Annotated in this window: 20 protein-coding genes; 13 read left to right on the plus strand and 7 right to left on the minus strand. The window is 67.9% G+C overall.

Annotated features, from left to right (window positions below):
- Positions 1-112: 112 nt before the first annotated feature.
- The 3 genes from VG566_RS05320 to VG566_RS05330 form a co-directional block, all read right to left on the minus strand.
- Positions 113-1,363 (minus strand): ectonucleotide pyrophosphatase/phosphodiesterase, encoded by a 1,251-nt coding sequence (locus VG566_RS05320; RefSeq protein ID WP_164165454.1) that lies wholly within the window; start codon positions 1,361-1,363, stop codon positions 113-115.
- Between the two features lie 104 nt (positions 1,364-1,467).
- Positions 1,468-1,959, minus strand: coding sequence for a methylated-DNA--[protein]-cysteine S-methyltransferase (locus tag VG566_RS05325; protein ID WP_241884157.1), 492 nt, complete (start codon positions 1,957-1,959; stop codon positions 1,468-1,470).
- Positions 1,956-3,434: a DNA-3-methyladenine glycosylase 2 family protein gene (locus VG566_RS05330; RefSeq protein WP_014646458.1), complete on the minus strand. Its 1,479-nt coding sequence runs from the start codon at positions 3,432-3,434 to the stop codon at positions 1,956-1,958. Before VG566_RS05330 ends, VG566_RS05325 begins: the two co-directional genes overlap by 4 nt.
- A gap of 470 nt (positions 3,435-3,904) precedes the next feature.
- On the opposite strand from VG566_RS05330, the gene VG566_RS05335 reads away from it, so the two are divergent.
- From VG566_RS05335 to ubiM, 4 genes are all read left to right on the plus strand, one after another.
- Positions 3,905-5,068 carry a hypothetical protein gene (locus tag VG566_RS05335; protein ID WP_041863185.1) on the plus strand — a complete coding sequence of 388 codons (1,164 nt, stop codon included), beginning with the start codon at positions 3,905-3,907 and terminating at the stop codon, positions 5,066-5,068.
- 58 nt (positions 5,069-5,126) lie between these two features.
- Positions 5,127-5,672 (plus strand): DUF4019 domain-containing protein, encoded by a 546-nt coding sequence (locus VG566_RS05340; protein WP_241884158.1) that lies wholly within the window; start codon positions 5,127-5,129, stop codon positions 5,670-5,672.
- An 11-nt stretch (positions 5,673-5,683) separates the two neighbouring features.
- Positions 5,684-6,073 carry an MAPEG family protein gene (locus VG566_RS05345; protein ID WP_046429692.1) on the plus strand — a complete coding sequence of 130 codons (390 nt, stop codon included), beginning with the start codon at positions 5,684-5,686 and terminating at the stop codon, positions 6,071-6,073.
- A 79-nt stretch (positions 6,074-6,152) separates the two neighbouring features.
- Positions 6,153-7,331 carry a 5-demethoxyubiquinol-8 5-hydroxylase UbiM gene (gene ubiM, locus VG566_RS05350; RefSeq protein ID WP_423172604.1) on the plus strand — a complete coding sequence of 393 codons (1,179 nt, stop codon included), beginning with the start codon at positions 6,153-6,155 and terminating at the stop codon, positions 7,329-7,331.
- Positions 7,332-7,342: 11 nt separating this feature from the next.
- Here the strand turns inward: ubiM and VG566_RS05355 are convergent, their stop codons facing one another.
- Positions 7,343-7,564 carry an RNA-binding S4 domain-containing protein gene (locus VG566_RS05355; protein WP_014036469.1) on the minus strand — a complete coding sequence of 74 codons (222 nt, stop codon included), beginning with the start codon at positions 7,562-7,564 and terminating at the stop codon, positions 7,343-7,345.
- Between the two features lie 266 nt (positions 7,565-7,830).
- Here VG566_RS05355 and VG566_RS05360 point away from each other — a divergent pair, with 266 nt between their 5' ends.
- From VG566_RS05360 to VG566_RS05385, 6 genes are all read left to right on the plus strand, one after another.
- On the plus strand, positions 7,831-9,768 hold the full coding sequence (locus tag VG566_RS05360; RefSeq protein ID WP_049407004.1) for a DEAD/DEAH box helicase: 1,938 nt from the start codon (positions 7,831-7,833) through the stop codon (positions 9,766-9,768).
- Positions 9,769-9,986: 218 nt separating this feature from the next.
- Positions 9,987-12,410 (plus strand): putative bifunctional diguanylate cyclase/phosphodiesterase, encoded by a 2,424-nt coding sequence (locus VG566_RS05365; protein ID WP_049418832.1) that lies wholly within the window; start codon positions 9,987-9,989, stop codon positions 12,408-12,410.
- 109 nt (positions 12,411-12,519) lie between these two features.
- On the plus strand, positions 12,520-14,184 hold the full coding sequence (locus tag VG566_RS05370; RefSeq protein WP_164165463.1) for a diguanylate cyclase: 1,665 nt from the start codon (positions 12,520-12,522) through the stop codon (positions 14,182-14,184).
- A 34-nt stretch (positions 14,185-14,218) separates the two neighbouring features.
- Positions 14,219-14,941, plus strand: coding sequence for a pseudouridine synthase (locus VG566_RS05375; protein ID WP_014646467.1), 723 nt, complete (start codon positions 14,219-14,221; stop codon positions 14,939-14,941).
- Between the two features lie 144 nt (positions 14,942-15,085).
- Entirely contained in the window at positions 15,086-16,156 is a 1,071-nt protein-coding gene (locus VG566_RS05380) for a sensor domain-containing diguanylate cyclase (RefSeq protein WP_241884160.1), read from the plus strand.
- 142 nt (positions 16,157-16,298) lie between these two features.
- Positions 16,299-17,459 carry an AAA family ATPase gene (locus VG566_RS05385; protein WP_241884161.1) on the plus strand — a complete coding sequence of 387 codons (1,161 nt, stop codon included), beginning with the start codon at positions 16,299-16,301 and terminating at the stop codon, positions 17,457-17,459.
- A gap of 30 nt (positions 17,460-17,489) precedes the next feature.
- Here the strand turns inward: VG566_RS05385 and VG566_RS05390 are convergent, their stop codons facing one another.
- A complete protein-coding gene (locus tag VG566_RS05390; RefSeq protein ID WP_014646470.1) occupies positions 17,490-18,437 on the minus strand; it encodes a DMT family transporter in 948 nt (315 codons plus the stop codon).
- A 79-nt stretch (positions 18,438-18,516) separates the two neighbouring features.
- Here VG566_RS05390 and VG566_RS05395 point away from each other — a divergent pair, with 79 nt between their 5' ends.
- Positions 18,517-19,131, plus strand: a complete 615-nt coding sequence (locus VG566_RS05395) for a Pr6Pr family membrane protein (protein ID WP_241884162.1) — start codon at positions 18,517-18,519, stop codon at positions 19,129-19,131.
- Here VG566_RS05395 and VG566_RS05400 read toward each other — a convergent pair.
- On the minus strand, positions 19,052-19,927 hold the full coding sequence (locus VG566_RS05400; protein WP_032956808.1) for a DUF72 domain-containing protein: 876 nt from the start codon (positions 19,925-19,927) through the stop codon (positions 19,052-19,054). The genes VG566_RS05395 and VG566_RS05400 overlap by 80 nt on opposite strands.
- The gene (locus VG566_RS05405; protein ID WP_014646472.1) at positions 19,924-20,367 is read right to left on the minus strand and encodes a VOC family protein; all 444 of its coding nucleotides are present in this window, start codon (positions 20,365-20,367) and stop codon (positions 19,924-19,926) included. The genes VG566_RS05400 and VG566_RS05405 overlap by 4 nt, the downstream gene beginning before the upstream one ends.
- A gap of 110 nt (positions 20,368-20,477) precedes the next feature.
- Between VG566_RS05405 and VG566_RS05410 the strand changes: the two genes are divergently transcribed.
- Together VG566_RS05410 and smrA are read left to right on the plus strand one after the other, a co-directional pair.
- Positions 20,478-22,040 carry a serine hydrolase gene (locus VG566_RS05410; protein ID WP_241884163.1) on the plus strand — a complete coding sequence of 521 codons (1,563 nt, stop codon included), beginning with the start codon at positions 20,478-20,480 and terminating at the stop codon, positions 22,038-22,040.
- Positions 22,041-22,196: 156 nt separating this feature from the next.
- A complete protein-coding gene (gene smrA, locus VG566_RS05415) occupies positions 22,197-24,029 on the plus strand; it encodes a multidrug efflux ABC transporter SmrA (RefSeq protein WP_014646474.1) in 1,833 nt (610 codons plus the stop codon).
- Positions 24,030-24,039: the final 10 nt, after the last annotated feature.

Genomic DNA, 24,039 nt, shown 5'->3' on the forward strand with positions numbered 1-24,039 from the left:
CCAAGGAAAACGCGGCGCCTGGCGCCGCGTTTTTTTATGCGCGTTCCTGCAGGGCCGAGCCCATGTTCGGCTGGCGTAATGCAGCCGAGCATGGGCTCGCTCTACAGGGAATTCAGCGCAGGGTCTGCTTCAGCGTTTCCGGATTGCCATCGTTCGGCGCGGCCGGCACCTGCAGCAGGTGGGCCAGCAGCGGGTAGACGTCGACATTGTCGAAGCCGTCGATCACCAGGCCCTGGCGGAACGACGGGCCGCTGGCCACGAACACCGCACGCATCGACGGTAGGGCATTGTCGTAGCCGTGCGAGCCACGGTCCTGCTTCGCGCGCTTGGCGATCTTCTCGCGGTGCAGCGCATCCCAGCCTTCATCCATCGCACAGACGATGGCCGGAACCCGCGGATGCGTGCCGTAGTGCCAGCGCGCCGGCAGGTTCTCCTTCTTCCAGCACTCGTAGTGCGCATGGCGGCCGAGCAGGGCGCGTTCGGCCTCAGCCTCACGACCTGCCACTGGCGCGAAGCCCACCGACTGGCCCTGGCTGACGTTGCGCGCGATGGACGGGTCGGCCATCGATTCGGTGGCGATCACGTGGCCGTCGGCGACGCTGGCCATGCCGTGGTCGGACACCACGATCACATTGGTGGTGGCGACCAGGCCGCGCTGCTGCAGGCCGTCGAGCACCTGGCCGACGATCAGGTCGGCGCGTGCGATGGCGTCGGCGTACTGCTTCGACCCGGGGCCGTAGTTGTGCCCGGCCTTGTCCACGTGCTCCATGTACAGCGTGGTCAGTCGCGGGGCATCGGCGTCGGTCTGTGCCAGCCAGTCGAGCACGATACCGGCACGCTGCTCCAGCGGTTCCTTGCCGTCGTAGATGCGCCACTGGCTGGGGCGCACACCACGGATTTCCGATTCACTGCCCGGCCACGACGTCGTGGCGGTGCGCACGCCGGCGTTCTCGGCGCCGACCCAGATCGGTTCACCGCCCCACCAGGCACTGGTGGTGACGGCCTCGCGGTTGCTCAGCTCGAAACGGCCCAGCGCTTCATCGTCCATGCTGTTGTTGACGATGCCATGGTGGTCCGGGCGCAGGCCGGTGACGATGGTGTAGTGGTTGGGAAACGTCAGGGAAGGATAGGACGGTGTCATCCAGCGGGCGCGCACGCCGCCGTCGATCATCCGCTGCAGGTTCGGGGTCAGCCCGCGGTCCAGCGCATCGGCGCGCAGGCCGTCGATGGAGATCAGCAGCAGCTTCGGCGGTGCGGCCAATGCGACGGACGTGGGAACGGCGGCGGTAGGGGCAGGCGCAGTGGTGCAGGCAGCCAATGGCAGCAGCAGCGCCAGCGAACAGGTCAGGCGTACGGAAGTCATCCGTGCATGATAAGCCGGTGCAATTACCGGCCCAAGACACGGCGCGCCAGGATCGCCCGGGGTCAGATCCCTTTTCCACGGGAAAAGGGATCTGACCCCGATGTTCAGGCGAACAGCGGGGCCTGGCGTTGTTCCAGCCGCAGCAGCGCGGCCTTGGTTTCCAGGCCACCGCCGAAACCGGTCAGTGCACCGTTGCTGCCGATCACGCGGTGGCAGGGCAGGATGATCGGCAACGGGTTGCGCCCGTTGGCCGCGCCCACCGCGCGGGTCGCGCTGGGCTTTCCCAGGTGTTGCGCCAGTTGCAGGTAGCTCCAGGTCTGGCCGAACGGAATCAGCGCCAGCGCCTGCCACACGCGCAGCTGGAACGGCGTACCACGCGGCGCCAGCTCAAGGTCGAAGCTGTTGCGCTCGCCGTGCAGGAACTGCAGCAGCTGCTCGCGTGCTTCCGGCAAGGCATCCGGTGCGTAATGCCAGTCATCACGCCCGCGCGCGGGGTGGCGGTTCTCCGGGAACAGCACGTGTGACAGGCCACGCTCGTCGCCGGCGATGGTCAACACGCCGATCGGGCTGTCGAAACGATCGAACAACAGTGTCATGTCGGTTCTCCAACGAATGTGCCGGACAGGTGCCACAGGTGCAGCACGGCGTAGGCGCGCCAGGGACGCCACGGTTGCGAGCGCGCTTCGGTTGCGCGTTCGCTCAGCCGCTGGCCCTGCGCGTGGCCGAGGACCTGCTGCAGTACAAGATCGCCGGCCGGGAAGGCATCGGGCTGGCCGAGGCCACGCAAAGCGATGTACTGCGCGGTCCATGGGCCGATGCCGGGCAGTGCCACGCAGCGGGCAACAAACTCTTCCAGCGCCTGGCCGGGCCCGAAGTCGAGCTGGCCGCTGGCGCAAGCGGTGGCCAGTGCACGCACGGTCGCGGCGCGGCTGCGCGGCAGGCCGATTGATTCCAGAGGCGCCTCGGCCAATACCTCGGGTGCCGGGAACTGGCGATCAAAGTCGGACGACATGCCCGGCAGGTGCGCGCCATAGGCATCGACCAGCCGCCGCGCGAAGGTGGTGGCGGCGGCAACAGTAACCTGCTGGCCGAGCACGGCGCGCACGCCCACTTCGAAGCCATCCCAGCCGCCGGGCACGCGCAGCCCGGGGCGTTCGGCGATACCGCGCGCCAGCAAGGGTTCCTCGCCCAATGCGGCGTGCACCTGCTGCAGGTCGGCATCCAGATCAAACACGCGACGCACGCGGCGCACGATGTCCGGGATCAGGCGCGGATCCACCGCACCCAGCTGCAGGCGCAGCTCCGGGCGCTTCGGGTCGGCAGTGACGCGCAGCAGGGTGGGGCGCTCCGGCGTGCCCAGCACGCGCTGATAGCTGTCCTCGCCAATCAGCTCGATGCCGGGCAGGCTGCGCTTGCGCAGGAACGCCAGCATGCGCGGGAAGTCCAGCGGCGGACGGTAGCCCAGGCGCAACACCAGGCCGCCATCGTCGGCGGCCAGCGGTTGATGCTGGCGGCGCAGTGCGGTGGGGGCCATGCCGCAGCCCTGCAGGAATGCGGTATTGAAGCGGCGCAGGCTGTTGTATCCGGCGGCCAGTGCGACGTCGGTCACCGCCAGCGTGGTCTCGGTCAGCAGTTGCTTGGCCAGCAGCAGGCGATGGGTGGCGTGGATCTGCCCGGGCGTCGCACCCAGGCGTTCGACGAACAGGCGCTGCAGCTGGCGCGCGCTGAGGCCGAGCTTCGTAGCAAGATCGGCCACCGGCTGCTCCTGCAGGAAGCCGCCGTGGATCAGGGCCAGGGCGCGCTGTACGGTCTGCCCGGCCAGTGCCTGCTGGGCCTGTGGTGCCAGCTCCGGGCGGCAGCGCAGACACGGGCGATAGCCGGCGGCGGCGGCAGCAGCGGCGGTCGGGTAGTAGGTGATGTTGCGCGGCTTCGGGGGCGGTGCGGGGCAGACCGGGCGGCAATAGATGCCGGTGCTGCGCACGGCGGTGAAGAACACGCCGTCGAAACGTGCGTCGCGGGCCAGGCGGGCGCGGTCGCAGGCGGCGGTGTCGAGGGCGAGGGCGGTGTCCATGGCGGCAGTCTAGGCGGGTGCGGGCGGGGATACTCGCCACATTCGGACATGGATGCTGAAGGGGGTCACGCCGGGCTGCGCCCGGACCCGCGGTAGTGCCGGCCGCTGGCCGGCAACAGCAACAGCAGAAGCGGGATTCCTGTGGGATGGCGTGGTGGGTCCGGTGGCAGGGGACGCCGTGAACCCCCAGACCGGCCCAGCCGCTGGCGGCTGTGCGTTCGGGCGCTTGCGAAGCAGTGCTTCGCAAGCAAAGCGCCCTCACCCCTGGGGACTTGGTCGCGGCATCCATGCCGCTCGCACCCCTGCCACCGGCCCCACCACGCCTTCGACAGGTTCCTGAGGCTGTTGGTAGGTGTCGACCTTGGTCGACACGCTTTCCCAAGGGTCAGAAGGGGTTCAGTGCCACGCGCTGAATGCGCGGCCTGGACGGGTAGACTGTGGCTCTTGGTCCCATGAATCCCGGTTGCCCGATGTCCGCCAAATTCCGCTGGTTGCCCCTGTTGTGCCTGGCCCTGGCGGGCTGCAGTCAGCTGGAGAATCCGGGCAACGTGACCGCTGCCGACAAGGCAGCGCGGGCGCCGGCCAGTGATGGCGAGAACATGGTTTCGATCAATGCCGCCGACGCGCCACCGGCACCAGCGCCGCCGCGCAGCCAGGCGGGTCGGCCGTGGCCGCAGGCGCAGCTGGAAAATGGGCGTGCGTGGGTCAGTTGCAGCACGGAATATGCGGGCGATGCCGGCGACGGTGCCGAACTGGAAGGGCTGCAGCGCGAGCAGATCACCCAGGCCCTGGCGCCGTGTGCCGAGCGTGGGCTGATGCGAGTGCGTTACGCCGGCAAGATCAATCCGGGCTTCGCCGAAATGATGTGGCGGTTGGCGGTGGTCGCTGACGAACTGAAGATCCACAAGCGCATCCTCGACCTGGACTCCAGTGGTGGCCAGGTGGAGTCGGCGATCGTGGCCGGTGACAGCATCGGTGAATCGGGCTGGACCATCTGGGTGCGCGAAGGCTCCATCTGCCACAGCGCCTGCGTGTTCGTGCTGGCTGCCGGTGACAACCGCCTGCTGTCGGGCAAGGTCGGCATCCACCGCATGATGCGGATCAGCTCCAAGGCCACCTCGCGCGCCGAGCTCAACCGCGAGCTGCACGAAGTCTACGACAACGTGAAGGATTACCTGCAGCGCAATGGCGTGGCGGTGGGCGTGGCCGATCTGATGATGACCGTGCCCAATCGCAGCCTGCGCCTGCTGACGCCGGATGAGCTGCGCCAGTACGGCCTGGATGGCACCAACGCGGTGCAGGACGATCTGGAACGGATCAAGCAGATGCGCGCCTGCGGCGATGACTTCGTGCAGCGCAAGGACGCGTTCCTGATCGCCTTCGACCAGCAGTGCAAGCGCGACGGCGCCGACATGGAATCGATCAACAGCTGCGGCCAGGCCCTGAAGCAGCGCTTCGGTTTCCCGGATGCGGTATGCCCGGACGAAAGCCCGCTGTCGGAGATCGATGTGGCGACGCTGCCACCGGCACCGTCGGAGCCGCCGCCGGTGGCCGAGCAGCCGCCAGCGAACACCGCCGCGCCCGCCGCGCAAGCTGATGCGGCAGCGGTGGAGGGCAACGCTCCGGCACGCTGACGGCGTAGTCACCGCGCTGGCGTAGACTGCGGTTCTCTCCAGAAAACCGGCGGTGTCCATGAAGCGCGCGTTCCTGCTGCTGTCCCTGCTGCCCCTGACCGTGTTGGCGCAGGCCCCTGCGCCGGCCACGCCTGCACCGGCCCCGGCACGCCCGGCACCAGCCTCGCCGGCAGCTGCGAAGCCCGCTACCGCCGGTTCCCCTGCGTTGACCGCTGCTCAACAGGCGCAGGTGCAGAAACAGGACACGGAAATGGGCGCCGCCGCAGTGAAGGCAGCGCAACTGGTCGACGCCAACCGCGCCGGCGAATTGTGGGATGGCGCTTCGGCCGTCGCGCGCCGTGCGGTGCCGAAGGCCGCTTTCGTCAGCCAGTTGGCCGCCGAGCGTACGCGCCTGGGTGCGCTGGCCGGGCGTGGCCAGCCGACCATCACCCGGGTCAAGTACAGCGCCGGTGCAGCAGTGCCGGAAGGGCTGTACATCAACGTCAGCTTCCCGACCCGTTTCGCCAACAGCGCACAGCCGGTGCGCGAGCTGGTCTCGTTCCGTTTCGACGAGGACCAGGTGTGGCGCCTGGCCGGTTACAGCCTGCGCGCGTCGGCACCCTGAGGAGGTGAATGATGGCAACTGAACTGACGATGCTGGCCTGGTCGGTACTGCTGGGCTTCGTGTACATCTTCGCCACCTCCACGGTGGTCACCCGCGAGCGCGGGATGAAGTGGAATGCTTCGGCACGCGATGGCGATGCGAAGCCGCTCAGCCCGCTGGCCGGCCGCCTGCAGCGCGCGCAGGCCAATTTCCTGGAGACGTTTCCGTTCTTCGCCGCCGCCGCCATCGCAGTGGTCGTGGCCGGTCGCGGCAACGACACCACTGCACTGGCGGCGCAGGCCTACTTCTGGGCGCGTGTGGTCTATCTGCCCCTGTACGCCGCAGGCGTGCCCTACGTGCGCAGCCTGGTGTGGCTGGTGTCGCTGCTATCGATCCTGGCGCTGGTGTTCGCACTTCTGTAAGTCGGCCTGATCCAGATCAAGGCCGCTCAGGCGCGCGGCGCTATGCTGGCGCGGATTGGATCAACGGCAGGAGGCGCGCATGCGCAGGATGGACGTGGTGGTGGTCGGCGCCGGACCGGCAGGTCTGTGCTTCGCGCGCGCGCTGGCCGGCAGCGGGCTGCAGGTCGGGCTGGTCGAAGTGCAGCCGCGCCAGGCGCTGGCCGAGGCCGCCTTTGATGGCCGCGAGATCGCGTTGACCCATGCCTCGCGGCAGAGCATGGAGCAGCTGGGGCTGTGGCAGCGCCTGCAGCACGCTGAAATTGCTGATCTGCGCGATGCCAGGGTGATGAACGGCGGCTCGCCGTTCGCGCTGACCTTCGCCAGCAGCCAGGTCGACGGCCAGCCGCTGGGCTGGCTGGTACCCAACCATCTGATCCGTCGCGCCGCGTGGGATGCCGTGCAGGGCCAGGACGGCCTGGAGCTGTTCGACGGGCGCAAGGTGCTGGGCGTGCAGGCCGATGCGCAAGGCCACGTGGTCAAACTCGATGACGGCAGCCAACTGCATGCGCGGCTGCTGGTGGCCGCTGACAGCCGCTTCTCCGCCACCCGCCGCATACTCGGCATCGGTGCGCAGATGCGCGACTTCGGCAAGTCGATGCTGGTGTGCCGCATGCAGGTCGAGCGCAACCATCACCACACCGCCTGGGAGTGGTTCGGCTACGGCCGCACGATGGCGCTGCTGCCGCTCAACGAGGGCCAGGCATCGGCGGTGATCACGCTGCCGCCGCGGCAGATCGAGCAACTGCTGGCGATGGACGAGGTGGCTTTCGGTGAGGCCATCAGCGCCTGCTTCGAACACCGCCTGGGCCGGATGCAGCCGGTGGCCACGCCGCAGGCGTATCCGCTGGTGGGGGTGTACGCGCACGGCTTCGTCGGCGAGCGATCGGCGCTGATCGGCGATGCCGCCGTCGGCATGCACCCGGTCACCGCGCATGGCTTCAACCTGGGCCTGGCCAGCGCACAGCGGCTGGCGCAGGGCATCGTCGCGCAGCAGCGCCGTGGTGCCGACATTGCCGCCGCCGGCATGCTGGCCAGTTACCAGCGTGGTCATCGGCTGGCGTCGCGGCCGCTGTACGAGGCCACCAATGCGATCGCCAGCCTGTACACCGACGACCGTCGCCCGGCGCGCCTGCTGCGTGCGGCCGGCCTGCGCCTGGCGCAGGGCGTGGCACCGTTCAGGCAGCTGATTGCCTCGCACCTGACCCAGCGCGTGGCCTGAACAGCTTCAGATCAGCCTGCAGCCAGCACCCGGATCTGGCTGTCGGCGAATTCGACCACCTGGCCTGCGCGGATCTTGCAGGCCTTGCGCAGTTCCACTTCCCCGTCCACCCGTACCTGGCCCTCGCTGATGACCATCTTGGCCTCGCCGCCACTGGTGACCAGATCGGCCAGCTTGAGCAGCTGCTTGAGTTCGACGTAGTCACCGTCGAGGTCGAATTCGAGAATCTGCATGGAGCGGGGTTCCTGGGAAGAGGGCGCAGGCCAGCGGCCGGGCCGGGAAGAGGGCGCGTATTGTGCGCCAGCACGGGCCCGACGGCATCTGTGAGGAAAGCTGTATGCCTCGTTCAGCATCAATGCGGTATCATTCCGCTCTGAGCGAGTGAAATCTCCTCCGACCGAGCAGCGCCAGGGCACGCGATAAGAAGGGCGCCCAAAGCGCGGACCATCACCTTTTTTATCGCACTGCCAGGAAGACGGCAGTGCCTTCGGAGTTCCCCATGTCCCAAGATTCCCAAGCGCCGCTGCAGTTTGCGCAGCTCGGCCTGTCCGAGCCCGTGATGCAGGCCGTCACCGCCATCGGCTACGAAACCCCGTCGCCGATCCAGGCCGCCACCATCCCGGCGATGCTGGAAGGCCGCGACGTGCTGGGCCAGGCCCAGACCGGTACCGGCAAGACCGCTGCCTTTGCACTGCCGGTACTGTCCAACATCGACCTGCAGCAGATCAAGCCCCAGGCCCTGATCCTGGCGCCGACCCGCGAGCTGGCCATCCAGGTTGCCGAGGCGTTCCAGTCCTATTCGTCGAAGATCCCCGGCTTCCGCGTGCTGCCGGTGTACGGCGGCCAGCCCTACGGCCAGCAGTTGTCGGCCCTGCGCCGCGGCGTGCATATCGTGGTCGGTACCCCCGGCCGCGTGATCGATCACCTGGACCGCAGCACCCTGGACCTGTCCGAGCTGAAGACGCTGGTGCTGGACGAAGCCGATGAAATGCTGCGCATGGGCTTCATCGACGACGTCGAAGCGGTGCTGAAGAAGCTGCCGGAGCAGCGCCAGGTGGCCCTGTTCTCGGCCACCATGCCGCCGCAGATCCGCCGCATCGCGCAGACCTACCTGCAGGACCCGGTGGAAGTGACCATCGCGGCCAAGACCACTACTTCGGCCAACATCCGCCAGCGTTACTGGTGGGTGAGCGGCATGCACAAGCTGGACGCGCTGACCCGCATCCTGGAAGTCGAGCCGTTCGACGCGATGATCATCTTCGCGCGGACCAAGGCCGGCACCGAAGAACTGGCCAGCAAGCTGCAGGCGCGTGGCCTGGCCGCTGCCGCCATCAACGGTGACATGCAGCAGGCCCAGCGTGAGCGGACCATCGCCATGCTGAAGGAAGGCAAGCTGGACATCCTGGTCGCCACCGACGTGGCCGCGCGCGGCCTGGACGTGGAGCGCATCAGCCACGTGCTGAACTACGACATCCCGTACGACACCGAAAGCTACGTGCACCGCATCGGCCGTACCGGTCGTGCCGGCCGCAGCGGCGAGGCGATCCTGTTCGCCACCCCGCGCGAGAAGGGCATGCTGCGCCAGATCGAGCGCGCCACCCGCCAGCCGATCGAAGAGATGCAGCTGCCGAGCGTGGAAGCGGTCAACGACACCCGCATCAACAAGTTCACCTCGCGCATCAGCGAAACCCTCGGCGCCGGTGGCCTGGACTTCTACCGCCAGCTGCTGGAGCGCTTCGAGAACGAGCAGAACGTGCCGGCCATCGAGATCGCTGCCGCGCTGGCCAAGCTGCTGCAGGGCGATACCCCGTTCCTGCTGCAGCCGCCGGTGCGTGCCCCGCGCGAAGAGCGCGCACCGCGCGAGCGCTTCGACCGTGGTGACCGCCCGGAACGTGGTGATCGCTTCGACCGCAACGAACGGGGTCCGCGCTTCGAGCGTGGGCCGCGCCGTGACGACGCCGAAGGTGGTTTTGAACAGCGTCCGCGCCGTGAGGTTCCGCCGCGTGGTGCACCGGAGCAGGGCATGGAGACCTACCGTATTTCGGTCGGTCACCAGCATGGCGTGAAGCCGGCCAACATCGTCGGCGCCATTGCCAACGAAGCCGGCCTGGAAAGCCGCTTCATCGGCCGCATCGACATCCACGACGACTTCTCGCTGCTGGACCTGCCGGCACAGATGCCGCCGGACGTGCTGTCGCACCTGCAGAAGGTCTGGGTGTCCGGCCAGCAGCTGCAGATGCGTGCGCTGGCTCCGGGTGAAGACACCAACCCGGCCCCGCGCCCGTTCAAGCCGCGCTTCGACAAGCGTGGCCCGGCCGGTCCGGGTGGCCCGCGTCGTGGCGGCCCAGGCGGCCATGGTGGCGACCGCGGCGGTGACCGCGACAGTCGCCCGCCGCGTCGTGACGGCTTCAAGCCGCGCGGCCCGCGCAGCTTCTAAGCCGCACCCGCAGCCGTCCACACCACCGCCAGCCCCCGGGCTGGCGGACAGAAAAAGGGGACGGAGGGGATTAAGTCGTATCTGGCTGGCCATGCGCCTGTGCCAAGAACGACTTAATCCCCTCCGTCCCCTTTTTCGCATGGCCCACACATTGCCGGTCCTAGGCTGAGCCGGTTCCTAAGGAGGTTGTCACCGCAGCACATTCAGGGGGATCCGGGATGGGTAGGAGTGGCACGGACCAACACAGCCGGCGGGTGCCGATGACCCGGGGGCTGGGACTGCGATTTGCGTTGTTGACCGGCATGGCGATCGGACTGGTCGCACTGTCCGCCCTGATCCAGGAACTGCAGGCGGCCTCTACTGCCTGGATCGCCGGCCAGGGCTACTGGTCGCGTGGCCAGCAGGATGCCACTGCCGCACTCAGTCGCTACCTGGCGCGTGGCGATGCCGAGGACCTGGACGACGCACGCCAGGCCCTGCAGGTGCCGTTGGGCGATCTGCAGGCGCGACTGGCGCTGGAACAGGCCGAACCGGACGAGGAGAAGGCCAGGCAGGGCTTCCTGCAGGGTGGCAATGCGCGTGCCGACATCCCTCGCTTGGTGTTCTCGTTCCGCTACGCGCGCGACATCGGTGCATTCCGCGAAGCGAGCGCGTTGTGGCGGCAGACCGATGGCGACCTGATGGCGCTGCAGCGACTGATCGATGAACTGCAGCTGCGGCACGACGGCAACCTGGTGCCCGTTGCCGCACGCGACCACTACCTGCAGCAGCTGCGTGACCTGGACCAGCGGATGAAGGTGCAGAGCCAGGCGTTCTCGCAGGCACTGCTGCGGATGGCGACGCTGGTGAGGCTGGCCACGTTGATGGTGGCGGGCCTGTCGGTGCTGGCGATCAGCCTGATGGCGGTCGCCCTGGCGCGCCGCGTCGGCAAGGACCTGACCGAACACGAGAGCCGTTTCCGCGCGGCGTTCTACCAGGCCAACGTCGGCATGCTCAAGCTCGATGCCGAAGGCAAGGTGATCGAGGCCAACCAGGCGATGGCCGATATCCTCGACCATCGTCGTGACATGCTGCTGCAGCTGTCGCTGGGCGACCTGCTGATGGACGGCGAGCTGGTCATCGATGGGGTGGGCCGCATCGATTGGGACCGCCAGCTGCGCCCGAGCGAACTGCGCTTCCGCCGTCGCGATGGCAGCCTTGTCTGGGGCCGCTGGAGCGGCACCGGCGTGCGCAGCACCGGCGGTGGCCTGTCGGTGTTCGCCATCATCGAAGACGTCAGCCAGAACCATGCACTGGCGCGCGAGATCGAGCACCACGCCAGCCACGACCCGCTGACCGGCCTGATCAATCGCCGCGAGATCGAACGGCTGCTGGAACGCGCGCTGCTGCAGGTGCGCAGCGAAGGTGGCACGCACGCGCTGTGCTACATCAACCTGGACCATTTCAAGCTGGTCAACGACAGCTTCGGTCACGCCGCCGGCGACCAGATGCTGCGCAGCTTCGCCGACTACCTGGTGGCGGCGGTGCGCGATGGCGACTGGGTGGGCCGGCTGGGCGCGGACGAGTTCGCCGTGTTCCTGGCCCATGCCGGGCAGGACGAGGCCAAGCGCGTGCTGCAGCGGGTAATCCGCAACCTGGGGCAGGCGACGTTCCCGGTCAGCGAAGGCAGCCCGCAGCTGAGCTGCAGCATCGGCGTGGTCGAGGTCAGCGCCGATGCGCCGGATGTGAACTGGCTGATGAGCGCCGCCGACAGCGCGTGCTATGCGGCCAAGCAGGCCGGCCGCAACCGCGTGCACTGTTTCAACGAGAACCGCATGGCGCTGGAGGAACGGCGCCAGGAAGCCGAGCGGCTGCAGGGCGTCAGCCTGGCCATGGCCGAAAACCGCATGGTGTTGTATGCGCAGCGCATCGCCCGCGTCGGCGATCCCTCCTACCTGCACTACGAGGTACTGGTGCGCATGCGTGGCAGCGATGGCAGCCTGCACCTGCCGGGCCAGTTCATGCCGGCGGTGGAGCGCTATGGCATGGCCGTGGCGCTGGACCGGCACGTGCTTGGCCTGCTGTTCCGGCACCTGCAGGTGTGCCCGGCACACGTGCGGCAGCTGGGCCTGTGCAATGTCAACGTCTCGGCGCAGTCGATCGCCGAGCCCGGCTTCCTCGCCTTCGTCTGCGACCTGCTGGAGCGCAACCGCGCGCTGGCCTCCAAGCTGTGCTTCGAGATCACCGAGACCGCTGCGATCAGCAACCTCAGCCAGGCGCGTGCCTTCATCGATGCAGTGAAGGCGCGTGGCTGCCGGATGGCGCTGGACGATTTCGGTTCCGGGCTGTCCTCGTTCGGCTACCTGCGCCAGCTGCCGGCCGACATCCTGAAAATCGACGGGGCCTTCGTGCGCGACATGGATACCGATCCGGTCAGCCATGCCACCGTGCGCGCGATCAGTGAACTGGGGCGCGAGCTGCAGATGGAGGTGGTGGCCGAATGGGTGGAGACTGCCGACGTCGCCGCCGCGCTGACCCGGCTTGGGGTGCAGGGCCTGCAGGGTTATGCGGTCGAGCGGCCGCAACCGCTGGAGCGGATGACCCTGGCCGACCTGCGGCCGGTGCGCCTGGTGGCGGTGAAAGGTCCGCCCGCCGCTGGCTGAACGCCCGTCGGCGACTTTGGTCTACACGTGGGCTGCAGCCGCGGCTGCGATAATGCCCGGCAGGGGCGACGCGCAGTGGGCGCGGGCGTAAGCAGGAACAGGACGTGGCGTGGGCGGCAGGCAGGGGCAGTACGGAACGGGAGCGGTGCTGGTCGTGCTGCTGGTGTGGTTGGCAATGCCGTGGCCGCTGTCGGCGGCCGTAGCCGAAGCCGGGCGTGACTACCTGCTGGTCGGTGCGGCGACCGATGAACCCACCCCGCATCGCGCATGCACGCCGGAGATGCTGGCGGGGCCACGGCAACAAGTGCAGGTGTCCGCGCCAGCGGGCGGCTGGTCGGGCCAGCCGCAGGCACTGGACGTGTTCAATGTGTTCGCGGGCGAAGTCCGCGTGCAGCATGGGGATCGCGAAATCTGCGGCAACATGCACGATGCCCGTACCCGTGATTCCCGGTTCCGCGCAGGCATCGGCCTGGTCGCGGTGCCGCCGGCGGGCAGCCATGAACCGTTCCTGGTGTCATGGCAGACGCCGCTGAAGGCGCGCTGGGTACCGACCCTGCGGCTGGGCGCGCCAAGTCCCGTGCAGCAGAACGATACCGCCCGCCTGCTGGTGCGCGCGGCCTGCATCGCCGTGGCAATCGCACTGGCGTTGTCGGCCCTGATGGCCTTCCTTACCACCCGCGACCGCAGTTTCCTGGTCTACATCGCCGGTACCACCGTGCTGGTGCTGTGGCAGGCCATTCTCGGCGGGCTGAGCGGCTACCCCGAGCCATGGCTGCCGGTGGGTGAGCGCAGCGCGTGGTGGCTGCTGTCGTTGAGCGCTGCATCCCAGGCGCTGGTGCTGCCCGCGTTGTGGCGACTGAACGGCGGCGACCGCCTGCTGCCGCGATCGCGCCCGATGCAGCTGCTGGCGCTGTGGGGATTGCTGGCGCTGGCCGCGTGGGTGCCCTGGCTGCAGCGGGACAGCCTGGCCTGGGTGGCGCAGGGCCTGCAGGTGTCCTACCTGCTGGGCTGCGGCCTGGCATTGATGGCCGGGGTGTGGGCATGGCTGCGCGGCGACCGCTGGGCGCAGGCGGGGTTGGCGGCGCTGGCACCGATGCTGGTGTTGATCCTGGCCGACGCCTGCCGCGCTGCGTGGTTGCTGGAGTACCGCGTGGAGGCACTGCAACTGTCGGTGACCTGGCTGCTGATGATGGCTGCCTATGCGCTGAACCAGCGGCTGGGCCGCCTGCGCCAGCAGCGCGATGAACTTCGCCAGCTGGCCGAGACCGATGGCCTGACCGGGCTGCCCAACCGCCGTGCCGGGCTGCAGCAGCTGGCACGGCACCTGGAACGGGTCGATCGCGAGCGCGGCCCGCTGGTGATCGGTTTCCTCGATATCGACCTGTTCAAGGACATCAATGACCGCCATGGCCACGCCGTGGGTGACCAGGTACTGGTGGCGGTGGCACGTGCATTGCGTGCCGCGGTCCGCAGCCAGGACCAGGTGGTGCGGATGGGTGGCGAAGAGTTCCTGCTGCTGATGCCGGGCATGCCGCGCGAGGCGGCATCGGCGCGCCTGGATCGCCTGCGCCAGCACCTCACCGAGGCGGCCCGGGCGCTGCAGGTGCCCGGTCTGGAGGTCACCGCCAGCATCGGCCTGGCGCAGTGGCGGCCGGGCGAGGACGATCTCGCCGCGCTGCTGCGCCGGGCCGACCACGCCATGTACGTGGCCAAGCGTGCCGGCCGCAACCGGGTATTCGACGGCGAAGAACTCGATCCGCCGCCCCCGGCATGAAGCGCAGCGGGCGGGGATGCCGGATAATAGGGCGATGACCACCCGACTCAACAAACATATCGCCGACACCGGCTTCTGCTCCCGCCGCGAGGCCGATCGCCTGATCGCCGCCCGCCGGGTCACCGTCAACGGCCATCCGGCCGGCACCGGCGCGGTGGTGGGCGAGGAAGACCAGGTGCTGGTCGACGGCCAGCCGCTGCGCGCGCGCGTGGCCCGCAAGCCCGGTGCCCGCCGCCATGTCTACATCGCGCTGAACAAGCCGGTCGGCGTCACCTGCACGACCGAGACCTCGGTCAAGGGCAACATCGTCGACTTCGTCGGCCATGAACAGCGCATCTTCCCGATCGGCCGCCTGGACAAGGAGTCCGAAGGCCTGATCCTGATGACCAGCAACGGCGACATCGTCAATCAGATCCTGCGCGCCGAGAATGGCCACCAGAAGGAGTACCTGGTGGCGGTGAACAAGCCGGTCACCGACGAGTTCCTGCGTGGCATGGCCCGTGGCGTTCGCATCCACGACCAGATGACGCTGCCGTGCAAGACCTCGCGCATCGCCAAGTTCGGTTTCCGCATCACCCTGCAGCAGGGCCTGAACCGACAGATCCGCCTGATGGCGGCCGAGTTCGGCTATCGGGTGACCCAGTTGCGTCGCGTGCGCATCGACAACATCAAGATCGGTGCGCTGAAGCCGGGCCAGTGGCGCAACCTGACCGAGCAGGAGCTGCAGGGCCTGCTGCCGAGGCAGCTGGACTGGTAACGCGCGGTAGTGCCGGCCGCTGGCCGGCTGCACCAGGCATCCAATGAGCGCGGGATGCCGGCCAGCGGCCGGCACTACCCGTTGTGCGGATTACGCACCGGCATCAGCTAGACTTCGCGGTGACCTGCCGGAACGTGACGCTGCATGATCAAGCCCGACAAGCCTGCCAATGAAGCCCTTCGGCTTGAGGCGCTGTACCGCTACCGTATCCTCGATTCGGAGCGTGAAAAATCTTTCGACGACCTGGTGGTGATCGCCAAGGCGGTCTGCGGCACCTCGATGGCGGCGGTGACCCTGATCGACGTCGAGCGGCAATGGTTCAAGTCGATCCAGGGCATCGATGCGGCAGAAAACCTGCGCAGCGAATCGATGTGCGGCCACGCGATCCTGCAACCGCAGCAGGTCATGGTGGTCGAGGACGCGCTGCAGGACATCCGCTTCCACGACAATCCGGTGGTGGTGGGCGATCCGCACATCCGCTTCTATGCGGGCGCGCCGCTGATCAGCTCCGATGGCCTGCCGCTGGGCACGCTGTGCGTATTCGATGCGCAGCCACAGCACCTGGCCAGCGACAAGGCTGCAGCGCTGGCGGCGCTGTCGCGGCAGGTGATGCTGGTGATGGAACTGCGCCGCTTCGCGCTCGACATCCAGAAACACATGCTGGAGCGCGATGACTACGAGCGACTGCTGTCTGAGTACCAGGACGTACTGCTCGCGCAGAATGCCGACCTGGCCGAACAGAGCCGCACCGACGCGTTGACCGGCCTGCCGAACCGCCGTGCGATGGCGGCAGCGCTGGAAGAGGCGGTGGCGGTGAACGGAGACCAGCCCGGGGTGGCCTGCGTCGCGCTGCTGGACATCGACCATTTCAAGCACATCAATGATTTCCAGGGTCACGCCACCGGTGACCGCGTGCTGGCCGAACTGGGCGTGCTGCTGCGTTCGCATTTCGCCGGTCGCGGCATGGCCGCGCGCTATGGCGGCGAGGAATTCGTGGCGGTGATGCCGGCTACCGACCTGCGCACCGCCGAACTGCAGTGCGAGTTCCTGCGCCTGGCCGTGGCTGATCTGCCGCTGGGATTCCCGGTCACGATCAGTATTGGAGTGGCCCAGCACCAGCCCGGTGAAAGCGTGGATGACACGCTGGCACGTGCCGACAAGGCGCTGTACCGGGCCAAGGGCAATGGCCGCAACCGGGTGGAAGTGGCCGGCTGAAGCATCTGCCACCCGCGCGGTAAACGGATGCCGCTCCAGTAGATCAACGCGACGCGTGGATGCTGTCACCGATTCACATCGCGTCGCAGCTCCTGCGATCAGAACCGGGCAGCATGATCCCCTGGTTCCCCGGACGCCGACCATGCTGCAGACCCTGGCCATCGCCCACTATCGTTCGCTGCACGGGCTCGTACTGCCGTTGCAGCAGTTGAACGTGGTGACCGGTGACAACGGCAGTGGCAAGTCCAGCCTGTACCGTGCCCTGCGCCTGCTGGCCGAGACCGCGCAGGGCGGCGTCGCGGCGGTGCTGGCCCGCGAAGGCGGGCTGGGCTCGGCGCTGTGGGCGGGTCCGGAAAAGATGGACCGTCGGGTTGCTGCCGGCGAAATCCCCCTGCAGGGCGGCCCACGCCAGGAATCGGTGGGATTGAAGCTGGGCTTCGCCACTGACGAATTCGGCTACGCCATCGATCTGGGCTACCCGCCGCCCAGTCGATCGGTCTTCGCACTGGACCCGCAGATCAAGGCCGAGGCGATCTGGGCCGGCCCGTTCCTGCGCAGCGCCAACCTGCTGGTCGACCGTCATGGAGCGATGGTGCGGCAGCGCCATGCGCGCGGTTGGGATCTGGTGGATGACAGGTTGTCGCTGTTCGACAGTCTGTTCACCCAGGTCGGCGACCCGCAGCGCATGCCCGAAACGATCACGCTGCGTGAGTACATCCGTTGCTGGCGCTTCTACGACCATTTCCGCAGCGATGCCGATGCCCCCGCGCGGCAACCGGCGATGGCCACGCGCACGTCGGTGCTGCATCACGACGGCCGGGATCTGGCTGCGGCCTGGGTCACCATCCTCGAGATCGGTGACCCGGTGGCGTTGGCACGCAGCGTCGACGATGCATTCCCGGGCGCCACGGTCGGCTTCGAGGAGCTGGATGGACGCTTGGCGCTGCGTTTCCACCAGCCTGGGCTGCTGCGGCCCTTGTCGATGGCCGAACTGTCCGACGGCACGTTGCGCTTCCTGCTGCTGGCCGCTGCGCTGCACACGCCGCGTCCACCGCCGCTGCTGGTGCTCAACGAGCCGGAGACCAGCCTGCATCCGGACCTGCTGCCGGCGCTGGCGCGGCTGATCATCGCAGCCAGTGCGCGCAGCCAGGTATGGGTGGTGTCACATGCCAGCCGGCTGATCGCGGCGCTGGAACAGGCGCCAGGGTGCCATTCGCTGCATCTGTACAAGGAACAGGGCCGCACGCTGTTGAGCGGGCAGGGCCTGCTGGATGCGCCGGCCTGGCATTGGCCGCAGCGTTGATGCGGCCATCCACGCCATGCGTGGATGCACTCAATCGGCGATGTTGCGCGCCTCGGCCGTGCCAAGAATCTCCGGATGCTGCACCGGCTTGCGGCGGTTCAGCAGCGGATGCAGGAACACCGCGCCGACGATGATCGCCACGCCCAGGTAGAACCACGGGGTGACTTCGTGCTGCTCGCGCAGCAGCACCACCGCCAGCACCACCGCATAGACCGGCTCCAGGTTGGTCACCAGCTGCACCGTGTAGGCGCTCAGGTGGCGCAGTGCGACCAGGGCCAGGGCAAACGGCAGCAGCGTGCAGAACCCGGCCAGCACCAGCAGCAGGATGCCGTCGTGCAGGTCCGGGACCACCCACAACGGGCTGGCCAGCGCAGGCAGCAGGTAGGGCATCAGCGGCGCCAGCAGGGTCAGGGTGAGGGTGCCCGCACCCAGCTCCAGCGCGGTGACCGTGAGCGGATCGGCGTGGCTGACCATGCGCTTGTTGAGCGAGCCGAACACTGCCACCAGCAGCGCCGAGATCGCGCCGATCAGCACACCCAGGCGCATGCCGTCGGGCACGCCACCGACCACCAGCGCGACACCCGGCAGCACCGCCAGGCCGAACGCCAGTTCACGCAGCTGGAATGGCCGCTTGGCCACCCACGGTTCGATGATCGAGGTGAACACCGGCGCCAGCGCGATGCAGGTGGCGGCCACCGACGCATTGGCCAGCTTTACCGCGCCGTAGAACGTCAGCCAGTGCAGGGCGACCAGGGCGCCGATGCCGGCATAACCGGCCACCAGCCGCACTGGCAGCGTACGCAGTCCACGCCAGACCCGCGGCAGCAGCGCCAGCATCGCCGTCACCAGCAGCATGCGCCACCACACCAGCGGCAGTGCGGGCAGGGTGATCAGCTTGCCGAGGATGGCGGTGACGCCCCACAGCAGGACACAGAAGTGAATCTGCCACAACGCTTTGCGGGTGTCGGGTGTGCTCATCCGCCTATTGTGCGGCAATCGCACGGCCGCCGGCGATGCCTGTGGCATGCTCGCGGAAACTCGCCAGGGGAACCCCGCAATGGCTGCCAACCGTTCCGCCCAGCGTGCATGGGCAGCGCTGACTGCACTGATGGCGGCCACCTCGTTGCTGCTGCAATACCTGTTGCTGCTGCATGGCCCCGGGGCGGCTGCCGGGGTCGGCATGGCGACGCTGCGCTTCGTTGGTTACTTCACGATTCTCAGCAACCTGGCGGTGTGCCTGGGATGCGTCCGGCTGATCCGTGCGGGTGTGCTGAACGCGACTGTCGCCGCGGCGATCGCGTTGTGCATCGGGGTGGCCGCGTGCATCTACGTGCTGGCGTTGCAGGGGCTGTGGCAACCCACCGGGCTGCAATGGTGGGTCGATGCCGGCCTGCACTACGCTGTGCCGGCGCTGTACCTGCTGGGGTGGTGGTGGCTGCTGCCGCATGGCGCGCTGCGCTGGCGCGCACTGGGCGGGGTGCTGCTGGTACCGCTGGTGTACCTGGGCTGGGCGATGCTGGTCGCCGAAGTGACAGGACAGGCGCCGTATCCGTTCCTCGAACTGCAACGCCTGGGGCTGGCGGCGTTCCTGCTCAACGTGCTGCGCGTTGCGAGCGTGTTCGTGGTGGGGTGGACCCTGCTGTGGGGGCTGGACCGCTGGCGCTGTCGATGAGGCGCTGCAGGGCCATCGCTGCCGCCGGGTTGCGCGCTTTGCCTGCGCCGATGCACAGCAGGTAGACCTCGCGCGGGGCCTCCGCAGCGGGCCCGGCCAGGCAGGGCAGGTCATCCACTGGTTCACCGCGTGACCAGCGGCGTGCGCGTTCGGCCCAGCGTTGCTGCACGGGCGCCGGCAGGCCCTCGTTCAAGCGGGCCTGGCTGCGCTTGATCCGCGCATAGACGAAGCCGGCACTGACATCACCGTGCAATGGCGCCTCGTCGCTGTCCTCGATCACCAGCGCCACGCCATGGCGGCGGGCGGCGTCGACCAGTGCCGGGCCATGTGCCTCGGCGTTGCGGACCTCCAGCGCATGCTGCAGCGGCACCCCGTCCAGCTGCTTAGGCAGCTGTGCCATCAGCGCCTCCAGTGCATCGGCGTCGGCCGGGTGGCGCGGATCGAACTGCCACAGCAATGGGCCGAGCCGGTCACCGAGCGCCAGTGCCGCCTGCAGGAACGGTGTGGCCGCTTCCACGGTGCTGGACAGGTCGCGTCGCTGCACCAGGTAGCGCGGCGCCTTCATCGAGAAGCGGAAACCGTCGGGTGTCTGCGCAGCCCATTGCGCGCACTGGGCCGCAGTTGGCGTGCGGTAGAACGTGCCGTTGATCTCGATGCAGCGCAGGGCGCGGCTGGCGTGGGCCAGTTCTTCCCGCTGCGGCAGGCCTGCTGGATAGAACACACCGCCGCGCCATTCGGGAAACACCCAGCCGCCGATGCCGCAGCGGATCTCTGCCTGCCGGCCGGCCGTGGTCACTGGCCGTGGTCCGTGCGCCACGGGTCGTAGCTGCCGAACCACCACAGGTAGCCTTCCGGGTCGGCGCAGGCGTAGCCGCGTCCGCCATAGTCTTGGTCGGCGATGTCGATGACGATGCGGGCACCGGCGGCCTTGGCCCGCGCGTAGTGCGCATCGGCATCGGTGACGATCACGCAGGCGCTCTGGGTCTGGCGTCCGCCGACCTCGTCAGGCAGGGCAGCGTGTTTGCTCCACGCACTCTGGTTGCTGGCCGAGCCCAGCATGATCATGCCGCTGCCGAAGGTGAGCTGCGCATGGAAGACCGTATCGCCATCGGCGTAGACGGCCTGGGCATGGAAGCCGAAGGCGCGCTGCAGCCAGTCAATGGCGGCCTGCGCGTCGCGATAGCGCAGGCACGGAATGATCGTGGAGCCGCTGCTGGGTTGGCCGTTCTCGCCCATGACACCCCTCCTATGGCACAGGGCAGGATGCGCCGCCGGACGTTACCATCCCGCGAAACCCCGGTGACGGCCTGCACATGGCCGCCACCCCTGTTCGGAGATCGTGCTGGATGAAACCCTGGATCGGAGGAGCCGTGCTGCTGGCGTGCACGACCATGGCGAGCGCGGCGACCCCGCCGCCGCTGCAGGACCTGGATGCGACCGTCGAGCGCGTGCGCACGCAGTTCGACGTGCCCGGCATTGCCGTAGCGGTGGTCAAGGATGGCGAGGTGGTGCTGGAGCGCGGCTGGGGCGTGCGCGAGCAGGGCAAGCCGGAACCGGTGCAGGCCGATACGCTGTTTGCCATTGCGTCCAACACCAAGGCGTTCACGGCCACCTCGCTGAACCTGCTGGCGGAAGAGGGCAAGTTGAAGATGGACGACAAGGTGATCGACCACCTGCCGTCGTTCCGCATGTCCGACCCGTTCGTGACCGGGCAGATGACGATCCGCGACCTGCTGTCGCATCGCAGCGGCCTGAGCCTGGGCGCCGGTGACCTGCTGTTCTGGCCAACCACGTCCTACAGCAACGCCGAAGTGGTGCAGCGGCTGGGCAAGGTGCCGCTGAAGGGCGGCTTCCGCGAAAGCTATGCCTACGACAACATCCTGTACGCGGTCGCCCAGCAGGTGATCGAGCACGTCTCGGGCGTGAGCTACCAGCAGTTCCTGCAGACCCGCATCTTCGACAAGGTGGGCATGGCCGGCACGCGCTACAACGCCGATCACCTGAAGCCGGGTGACACGGCGGCGGTCGGCCACGCCAAGTACGATTTCAAGGACCTGCGCACCGTCGCACCGCTGACCTGGTCGAACAATGCCGGCGCCGGTGGCATTTATTCCAGTGCGCACGACATGGCGCGCTGGATGCAGGTGCAGCTGGCCGAAGGCAAGCTGGCCGACGGCACTGCGCTGTTCAGCGAAAAGAGCCAGCAGCAGATGTGGCGGATGATCACCCCGCAGTCGATCCCGGCGCCGAGCGTGCCGGAGCTGGCACCGGCACGGGCCAACTTTGCCGGCTATGGCGAAGGCTGGAGCCTGAGTGACTATCGCGGCCGGAAACTGGTCTGGCACACCGGTGGCTGGCCGGGCATGGTCTCGCGCTTGACCCTGGTGCCGGGCGAGAAGCTGGGCGTGGTGGTGCTGACCAACCAGGAAGTGGGCGCGGCGTTCAACGCGATCACCCTGAGCGTGCTTGATGCCTATCTGGGCGGCGACAAGCACGACTGGGTGGACGCCTATGCCAAGGCCGTGGCCAAGGGCCAGGACAAGGCCGACGAGGCCTGGGCCAAGCATCAGAGCGCGCGCGACAAGGGCAGCAGGCCGTCGCTGCCGCTGGCCGGCTACACCGGCACCTTCCGCGACCGCTGGTATGGCGACATGCAGGTCAGTGCCGCGGACAAGGGCCTGCGCCTGCGCTTCATGAAGACCGCGCAGCTGAGCGGCCGCCTGGAGCACTGGCAGCACGACACCTTCATCGTGCGCTGGGATGACCGCTCGCTCAACGCCGATGCGTTCGTGAACTTCAGCCTGGACCCGGACGGCAAGGTGCGTGAGGTGCGCATGCAGTCGATCTCCGACCTGACTGATTTCAGCTTCGATTTCCAGGACCTGCTGTTCACTCCGGTCAACGAATGAAGGTAGTGCCGGCCGCTGGCCGGCAACCTCATGATCTTCCGAAATGCCGCAAGGGTGCCGGCCAGCGGCCGGCACTACCGGAGTGGCGGCGATCATCGGCTGGCGTACACATCCGGCGTGGGATACTTCGCCGCTTGCAAGAGGCGAGGGAGTGCGATGTTCCGTTGGTTTGAATCCCTGATCCCGGTGTTCCCGCCCGTGGATGGGCGCATGCCACCGCGCAAGGTGCTGCCGTTCTACCTGCACTACCTGCGCCCGGTGTGGCCGGTGCTGCTGGCGACCCTGATCGCCGGCCTGCTGCTGGCGCTGGTGGAAGTGGCGATGTTCGATTACCTGGGCCGCATCGTCGACATGGTCGCCGAGCAACCGGGGGCCGATTTCTTCAAGCGCCATGCCAATGAACTGGGCTGGATGCTGTTCATCACGGTCATCGCGCGGCCGATCCTGGTCGGCCTTCACAACCTGCTGGTCAACCAGGCGATCGTGCCCGGCCTGAGCAACCGCTCGCGCTGGCTGATGCACAACTACGTGGTGCGGCAGAGCCTGAGCTTCTTCCAGAATGACTTCGCCGGCAGCGTCGCCAACCGGGTGATGCAGACCGGTACCTCGCTGCGCGAGTCGGCGGTGCAGATGGTCGACTCGCTCTGGTACATCGTGGTCTACACCGGCACCGCGCTGTACCTGTTCGCGCAGGCGGACTGGCGGCTGATGGTGCCGCTGATCCTGTGGCTGCTGGCCTATGCGGTGATCATGGTCTACTTCGTGCCGCGCGCGAAGGAACGGGCCTGGATTGCGTCCGAAGCGCGTTCCAAGGCGATGGGCCGCATCGTCGATGGCTACACCAACATTCCCACGTTGAAGCTGTTCGCCCATGGCGGGCGCGAGCAGGCCTATGTGGCCGAATCGATCCAGGAACTGGCGGTCAAGCACCGCGCGCAGACCCGGGTGACCACCGGCATGGACCTGACCATCGCCATCGTCAACGGTTTCCTGATTGCCGGTACCTGCGGGCTCGCGCTGTGGTTGTGGAATGGCGGCCACATCACCGTCGGTGCGATCACGCTGGCGACCGGCCTGGTGATCCGCATCCACAACATGTCCGGCTGGATCATGTGGACCATCAATGGCATCTTCGAGGACATCGGTACGGTGCAGGACGGCATCACCACCATCGCCCAGCCGCTGACCGTGCAGGACCGCGAGGACGCGGTGCCGTTGCAGGTGACCCGCGGTGGCGTGCACTTCCAGGACATCCACTTCCACTATGGCAAGAAGGGTGGCGTGATCGCAGGCCTGGACCTGGTGGTGAAGCCGGGCGAGAAGATCGGCCTGGTGGGTCCTTCCGGTGCCGGCAAGTCGACCCTGGTCAACGTGCTGCTGCGCCTGTACGACCTGGAAAGCGGCCGCATCCTGATCGACGACCAGGACATTGCCTACGTCACTCAGGAAAGTCTGCGCCAGCAGATCGGCGTGGTCACCCAGGACACCTCGCTGCTGCATCGCTCGATCCGCGACAACCTGCTGTACGGCCGCCCGGACGCGACCGATGAGCAGTTGCGCGCTGCGGTGGCCAAGGCGCGTGCCGAAGCCTTCATCGACACGCTGGTGGATGGGCAGGGGCGTCGTGGTTACGACGCACATGTCGGCGAGCGTGGCGTGAAGCTGTCAGGTGGCCAGCGCCAGCGCATCGCCATTGCCCGCGTGCTGCTGAAGGATGCCCCGATCCTGGTGCTGGACGAAGCGACCTCGGCGCTGGACTCGGAAGTGGAAGCGGCGATCCAGGACAGCCTGGATGAGCTGATGGGCGGCAAGACGGTGATCGCGATCGCGCACCGGCTGTCGACCATCGCACGCATGGACCGGCTGGTGGTGATGGACCAGGGCCGCATCGTCGAGACCGGCAGCCACGCCGAACTGATCGCCGCCGGTGGTCTGTACGCGCGCTTGTGGGCGCGACAGACCGGGGGATTCGTGGCTGCGGAGCAGTAATCCCCAGGGG

It is taken from the genome of Stenotrophomonas sp. CASM114, assembly GCF_049384325.1.
In the GTDB taxonomy this organism is placed as follows: Bacteria; Pseudomonadota; Gammaproteobacteria; order Xanthomonadales; family Xanthomonadaceae; genus Stenotrophomonas; species Stenotrophomonas muris.